We start from the raw sequence: 6,147 nt of genomic DNA on the forward strand, positions 1-6,147 counted from the left end.
ATTTAAATTCTTATTTAAGAAAATTGCTAATAAATGGACTTAAACTATTGGGTTGATTGAGATTAACAAAGAAAAGCAGCTCTTTTTCTTGTCCCACTAACGTGATAGTTAAAATTAAGCCTAATTTCAGATGAAAATTAGGCTTAATTTTATTCTTCAATATATAATAAACTATTTATTTTAAATAGCTCACTTTTAATTAACTCTGCATAATTGTGTGAAGGAGGAATGAGGCATTTTGATCCTATATTTTTTTATTGCGAAATTTGGAAGCAGTCCCCCAATCAATTGGTAGAAAAGGGCGGTGAGGGTAATTCTGAAGAAATGATTTTGAAGGTAATTTCCATGATTGCTATAGGTATTTCGTTAAATAAAATAGTCATCTACCCTACATCGCCAATATGTGGGTAGGAACACTTCTATTCTGAACTGGACGATAACACTTAATAAAACTTGATGACACTGTGATCCTCGATGACAGCCAATTTTTATATTATATAAATTTTATACTTAAGAGATAAACAAAATACTAACCAGTAATGTAATTAGGTTTTAATCTAATTACGTTTCTAAACTAATTTCATATTAGGCAATTAACTCAAGGTTCTATATGCAGAATTTAGACTTGTCATTATTATCACAAGAGTAAATAGCGGGTTTTTGATGCTAGTATATTTTACTAAACGGTTTTTCATGTGTTAAACTCTTTCCACTTCGTTTCAAGTACTACTCTGATGCTATTAATGACCTTTTGTGTTTGGATGCTCTTTTGCTAAACACTCCGTTACTCTCTAGCTCATCTATAATATAGAAGGCAAAACGAGGATTTCCATTACTACATATACAAATTGTGTTTATAATATTGGTGTTTAATGTTAACAAGCTCCAGTACGACAGGTCATAAGCTTGTATTCTCTTTTTCAAATTCTCCTTAATTTAAATAACGTAAAAACCTGAACGATTAATCTCCCAACTTCAAGGAGCATTTATAACTAATATTTTTTTAAACTTATGTCTCCACTAGCGTTGTGTTAATAAAGTTTCAATATTATAACAAAGGGTTGAACACCAAACTTACTCAAACAGTTTCTATTCCAGGGTCGATCCACCTTAAAAAGCCATGTCTAACAAACTGTTTGTGTCACTACAATTATGGTCCGAGAAGAACTGTTTTCATGCATGGGTTGGGAGTGCAAAATCATGATAATTTCTATTTAAAAGTTCCAAAACTAAACGCGTGTAGTAGCTTGTCAGGATCCTATTCATAACCAATTAATAATCTTGGCATCGTATGACCTTCCTCCCACTTCATTAAAGACTAACGCAATACAAACTAGTCGGAATAGACTGTTTTTTCTGTAAATTCTAGCTTTAATTCACATCGATATATATAATTACTTTTATAAAGTTCAGGATGTGGATGGTTTGAATTTTTTACTCAACAAAAGAGATCCTTATATTTTTATTTTGATGTTGATATTGGTTCCTTTGGCGGGTCAATTATTTTTTTATCCTTTCAATGATTCGTTTCGGATTAGTTTCGGTACACCGACATTTTTCTTTTCTTTATTACTTCTACGAAAAATACCGTCTGTTCTCTCTGGTTTCATAGTAGGAATCATGGTTGTATTATTTCGAATCCTATTAGACCTGATTATTTACGGTAAGGTGTTTACGGACTCTTTTATTGCTCATTATCCCACTTTTTTTTATTATCTAACTTTTGCCTGTCTTTTCTATGCCATAAAAATGAATCGCTTACATCATCGTCCAGTGCTAATGGGGATTTTGGGTATTATCATTGAAATATCATCCAGCATTGCGGAAATCACTTTTCAATACATTGCATTCGACGCTTATTCTTCTCTTTCCGGTATATATAAAATAATCGTGATTGCCATTTTTCGCAGCTATTTTACGATAGGATTTTTCAATCTCCTGAAATTATATAACACCAAACTGACAGTTAAGCAAACACGCCAACAAAATGCTCATCTTCTCATGATTATCTCAAGCTTATATGAAGAAACAATCCACTTAAAGAAAACATTAAAAAACAGTGAAAAAATAACACAGGATTCCTATTTTTTATATCAAAAACTAATTGAGTTTGAAGAGCAAAAGGAGTCACTGCCAATTCAATGTCTTGCCGCCAAAACATTAAAAATTGTCGGAGAGATACACGAAATAAAAAAGGATAACCAGCGAATTTATGCTGGACTTTCCAAATTAATATCGGATGAAAGTTTTAGCGAATACATGACCATATATGAACTACTTGATCTTATTATACGAGCTAATAAAAATTATGCACTTTCCTTAGGAAAAGAGATTGAGTTTAAACAAGTGATTATCGGGGCTCATCCGGATTATCATATTTTTAAAATTCTATCGATCCTTAATAACTTAGTAATGAACTCTATTGAAGCCATAAAACAATTAGGAGTTGTGAAGATTTCTGTTTCCAAACAAAATAATTGGGTTCATTTTCAAATAAGTGATAACGGTCCTGGCATCCCAAATAAACGAAAGAATTTAATTTTTGAACCTGGGTTCACTTCAAAATTTGAAAGCGATGGAAGTTCATCAACAGGGATAGGACTGTCATATGTACAAAGAATCGTTGAGGAACTTGAAGGCAAGATACTTTTGAAAAGTGAACCAGAAGTAGATGGTACGATCTTCACTATAAAATTACCAGTTAATTATTTGGTCAAGGAAGAGTGATGTTATGTTCTTTTACATAGTAGATGATGACATTGTCATTCGATCCATGTTAATGGAAATAATTGAAGACGAAGATCTTGGGGTTATTGCAGGTGAAGCGGAGGACGGTACACTCATAGATGGAAATCTATTAACCTTAAAGAAAACAGATATTTTGCTTATTGATCTTTTAATGCCAAAAAGAGATGGGCTGCAAACAATCCGCAATATTAAACCTGAATTTAAAGGGAAAATTATTATGATTTCACTGGTAGAGTCAAAAGAGTTAGTAAGTAAAGGATACTCCCTTGGTATTGAGTATTACATAACGAAACCTATTAACAAGATTGAAGTTAAATCTGTAATAAAAAAAGTGAGCGAACGGATCCGTTTGGAGAAGTCTATATTAAACATCCATCAATCATTGAGTAATATAATTGCGCTGGATCAAATTTTTGTACATGAGCAAGCGGCTTCATTGGTACCAACCATAATAGATTCTGGTCAGATTCTTTTATCTGATTTAGGAATTATGGGTGAAAGCGGATATCGAGACCTATTAAATATATTAGAGTATTTATTCCAATGCGAACGGACTGAGACATTTACGAATGGTTTCCCGCGACTAAAGGATATATTTATACAATTGGCTCAAAAAAAGCTTGGAAACTCCGTAAGCCAAAGTGAATTAATGAGAGAAATGAAAGCTTCGAAACAACGTGTTAGAAGGACAATTTATCAATCGTTAAATCATCTATCATCACTTGGACTGGATGATTACTCCAATCCAATCTTCGAAAATTATGCTCCTAAACTATTTGAGTTTAAGACTGTAAGGGATAGAATGGCTGAATTAAAAAAAGAGCAAGCACTTTCAAACACTCTAGTTCGCATAAATGCAAAAAAGTTTATCCAAACCCTATATTTTGAAGCAAAACGGCTAATGTCCGAGCATTGATAATGAATACCTCTGTTTGACTTCTTTAATTTTTTTTTACTAAGTCAAGTTTTTGGAAACACCTCCGAGTTTTCGGAGGTGTTTCCTTATACCATTTTCCGTCTAATTGCTTAGCAGTCCTGAGCTTTGATGGAGACACAGAATCAAAATGACCTACCAGTACTTTGGTAAATTGTAGAAATCATTACCGTTAAGCCTGTCTACCGATCCATCAGCCATGCCATTGGCGATACCGTACAGCCCGTTCTTTACTGCTTTAGTTAGCATTCCCTTCTGTTTCTGGCCCCAGTTATGCTGCTGTCCACGAACTTCGAACAGAACTGTTGCAGTACCGTTGAGAGCAAAAGATGATCTGGCCTGACCAGGCAAGTCTCGATCAGATGGGTGGAAATAGCGGCTGGCTCCACCCCAGAATGGGGAAGTTTCGGCATTACCATTTCCAGCGTGATCTTCCATGCCAAGCGCTGCCGCTAGTGCGTATCGTCTGGACTTCTCCTGGTCGAGTTGTGTATATTGTTGATATTTAGAATTGGTTTCAGGACCAAGCGGCGGATAGTCTAATGAAACTGTAACATATTGATCACTACCCTCATTCTTGTTACATGCTCCCATGTGATGTAAATCAACGTACGCCTCAACTTCACCAAATTCTTTTTTCAAATTAACATAAAGGTTACGAAGAACACGGGACTCGTTCGTTAAGAAAAATCCAGGTTGGCTTCCATCTTTAGTCATATCTTCGGCACGAGGTTCATAGTTTAGGTCAGGGTTAAAATCGCGGTTAACATCGAAACCGCCTCTAGATGCAGTGTAGTACCAAGCTTGCTTGGCATCTTTAAGCTGTGGAAAAGTGTTTACGACTTCTTCCCATGGGAAAACGTTTTGACGTTGGTTCAATTCTGCTCCATCTGGATTAAACTTTGGCACAGCAACGATAGTTACGTTGTTCCGAATCGCCTGAATTTCGGGATTATTGCCGGATCCCAGCTCCTTTAACATTTGCAACAAAGCTTCAGTACCAGTTTTCTCATTACCATGAATTTCGCTGGTAACAAGCATGACACGATCGCCGGTTCCAACACGGGCTGCATATATGTCCTTGCCGAGGCGCGATTGCCCAATAACATCCAATTCCACACGTCCAAAACTTGTTTGTTCAATTTGGTGAAGCCTTTTTACCATTTGTTCGTAGTCAACCCAACCATTGACAGATGGATCGGTAAGATTACTACAATCAGCGTTACCATTTTGAGCATTTGAGCCTAGTGGAAATTGGGTAATCAGCAGGACTAGGGCAACGAACAAAAAACTGAGCTTACGAATAGGCATCTTTTATCCTCCTTTAAAATAATTGATTACAATCTTTATTTTAAAGATGGACTACAGGAATATACAGAAAGATACAAATATACTAAATATATATAATTATTCATTAGATTAATTTAAAAGTTGAAAACTTAATATCTTAACGACTTTCCACCCCAAGGGGTTGCCCCCTCTTCTTCAACGAATAACCGGCTGGATACCAACTTTCTTCTTTTCTCTTACTTTGTACTGCCATAAAAAAAACCCTTCGCTTTGCTGAGGGTCCCAACAAAGCAAAAGAGGCTCAAAGTCTATTTGATAGTACCCTAAACAGTCAATGGGTAAAACGGTTCTTTCTAATCAAATTATTCCAAACGTTCAAAAACGTTGATACAATACTTTTGGTGGGACTGCCTGGGAATCGAACCCAGCTAACCTGGCACGCAAGTCACAAGCGATTTTGAAGACCGAGGGGGACACCAGTACCCCAATCAGCTCCATGTATCAAGGGACTACAACGGTTTTCTCACAATTACACCAACGGTCTAGTCTATAGCTTTCTATATTTGTAAGGTCATTAGCCAGAACTAAAGAAAGAGGATTATTTTTAAAGGATGTAAAGACTTCGAAATCTAAACGGCAAATATCAATTACTTCATATTTAATCAAGAAATTACAATTAAATAGAGAGACAAAAAGAATTATACGGGAGGGTTATAAGTCACCAAGATATGGTGTTCTGTTCATTGGAAGGCACTTTTAAAGATCCAAGAGATCTTTTGAGGGATTTTAACCGTTTACTTGTTGAAGCAGGACTTCCCAAGATTACAATTCATGATTTACGACACCTACATGCGACACAATTAATGATTGATGGAGTAAACCCAAAAGTAGTTCAAGAAAGGCTTGGACATTCTAAAGTTTCAATTACTTTAGATTTGTATTCACATGTTAACGAAGTTCTTCAAGTTGGAGCAGCTAAGCGCTTTGAAAAGAATTTTTTTATACATAATGAAAAACTTTAGTTAACTAAAGGTGCACACTTATAATATAATTTCCGTTGTTGATAAAAAATAAAAAAGAAAAACCCTTGCTACGCAAGGGTTTCTTAATATGGAGAATAGGGGGCTCGAACCCCTGACCTCAACGCTGCCAGCGTTGCGCTCTCCCAGCTGAGC

General features: G+C 35.6%; 4 protein-coding genes and 1 tRNA gene. 3 read left to right on the forward strand and 2 right to left on the reverse strand.

Annotated elements, in window-relative coordinates; translation table 11 throughout:
- The first annotated feature begins 1,620 nt into the window (after positions 1-1,620).
- Positions 1,621-2,727: an ATP-binding protein gene (locus tag V7149_RS03185; RefSeq protein ID WP_335344213.1), complete on the forward strand. Its 1,107-nt coding sequence runs from the start codon at positions 1,621-1,623 to the stop codon at positions 2,725-2,727.
- Between the two features lie 4 nt (positions 2,728-2,731).
- Positions 2,732-3,664 (forward strand): response regulator, encoded by a 933-nt coding sequence (locus V7149_RS03190; RefSeq protein WP_335344214.1) that lies wholly within the window; start codon positions 2,732-2,734, stop codon positions 3,662-3,664.
- A 153-nt stretch (positions 3,665-3,817) separates the two neighbouring features.
- On the opposite strand, the gene V7149_RS03195 is transcribed toward V7149_RS03190, so the two are convergent.
- Together V7149_RS03195 and V7149_RS03200 are read right to left on the reverse strand one after the other, a co-directional pair.
- A complete protein-coding gene (locus V7149_RS03195) occupies positions 3,818-4,993 on the reverse strand; it encodes a M14 family zinc carboxypeptidase (protein ID WP_335344215.1) in 1,176 nt (391 codons plus the stop codon).
- 378 nt (positions 4,994-5,371) lie between these two features.
- Positions 5,372-5,468, reverse strand: a tRNA-Sec gene (locus V7149_RS03200).
- Between the two features lie 217 nt (positions 5,469-5,685).
- Here V7149_RS03200 and V7149_RS03205 point away from each other — a divergent pair.
- Positions 5,686-5,994 carry a tyrosine-type recombinase/integrase gene (locus V7149_RS03205; RefSeq protein ID WP_335344216.1) on the forward strand — a complete coding sequence of 103 codons (309 nt, stop codon included), beginning with the start codon at positions 5,686-5,688 and terminating at the stop codon, positions 5,992-5,994.
- Positions 5,995-6,147: the final 153 nt, after the last annotated feature.

It is taken from the genome of Bacillus sp. JJ1503, from assembly GCF_036965125.1.
In the GTDB taxonomy this organism is placed as follows: Bacteria; Bacillota; Bacilli; order Bacillales; family Cytobacillaceae; genus Cytobacillus.

Bases quoted from the DNA above. Each gene is read 5' to 3' on its own strand.
- V7149_RS03185 (WP_335344213.1), top strand. From the start codon at position 1,621: ATGGTTGTATTATTTCGAATCCTATTAGACCTGATTATTTACGGTAAG.
- V7149_RS03190 (WP_335344214.1), top strand. From the start codon at position 2,732: ATGTTCTTTTACATAGTAGATGATGACATTGTCATTCGATCCATGTTA.
- V7149_RS03195 (WP_335344215.1), bottom strand. From the start codon at position 4,993: ATGCCTATTCGTAAGCTCAGTTTTTTGTTCGTTGCCCTAGTCCTGCTG.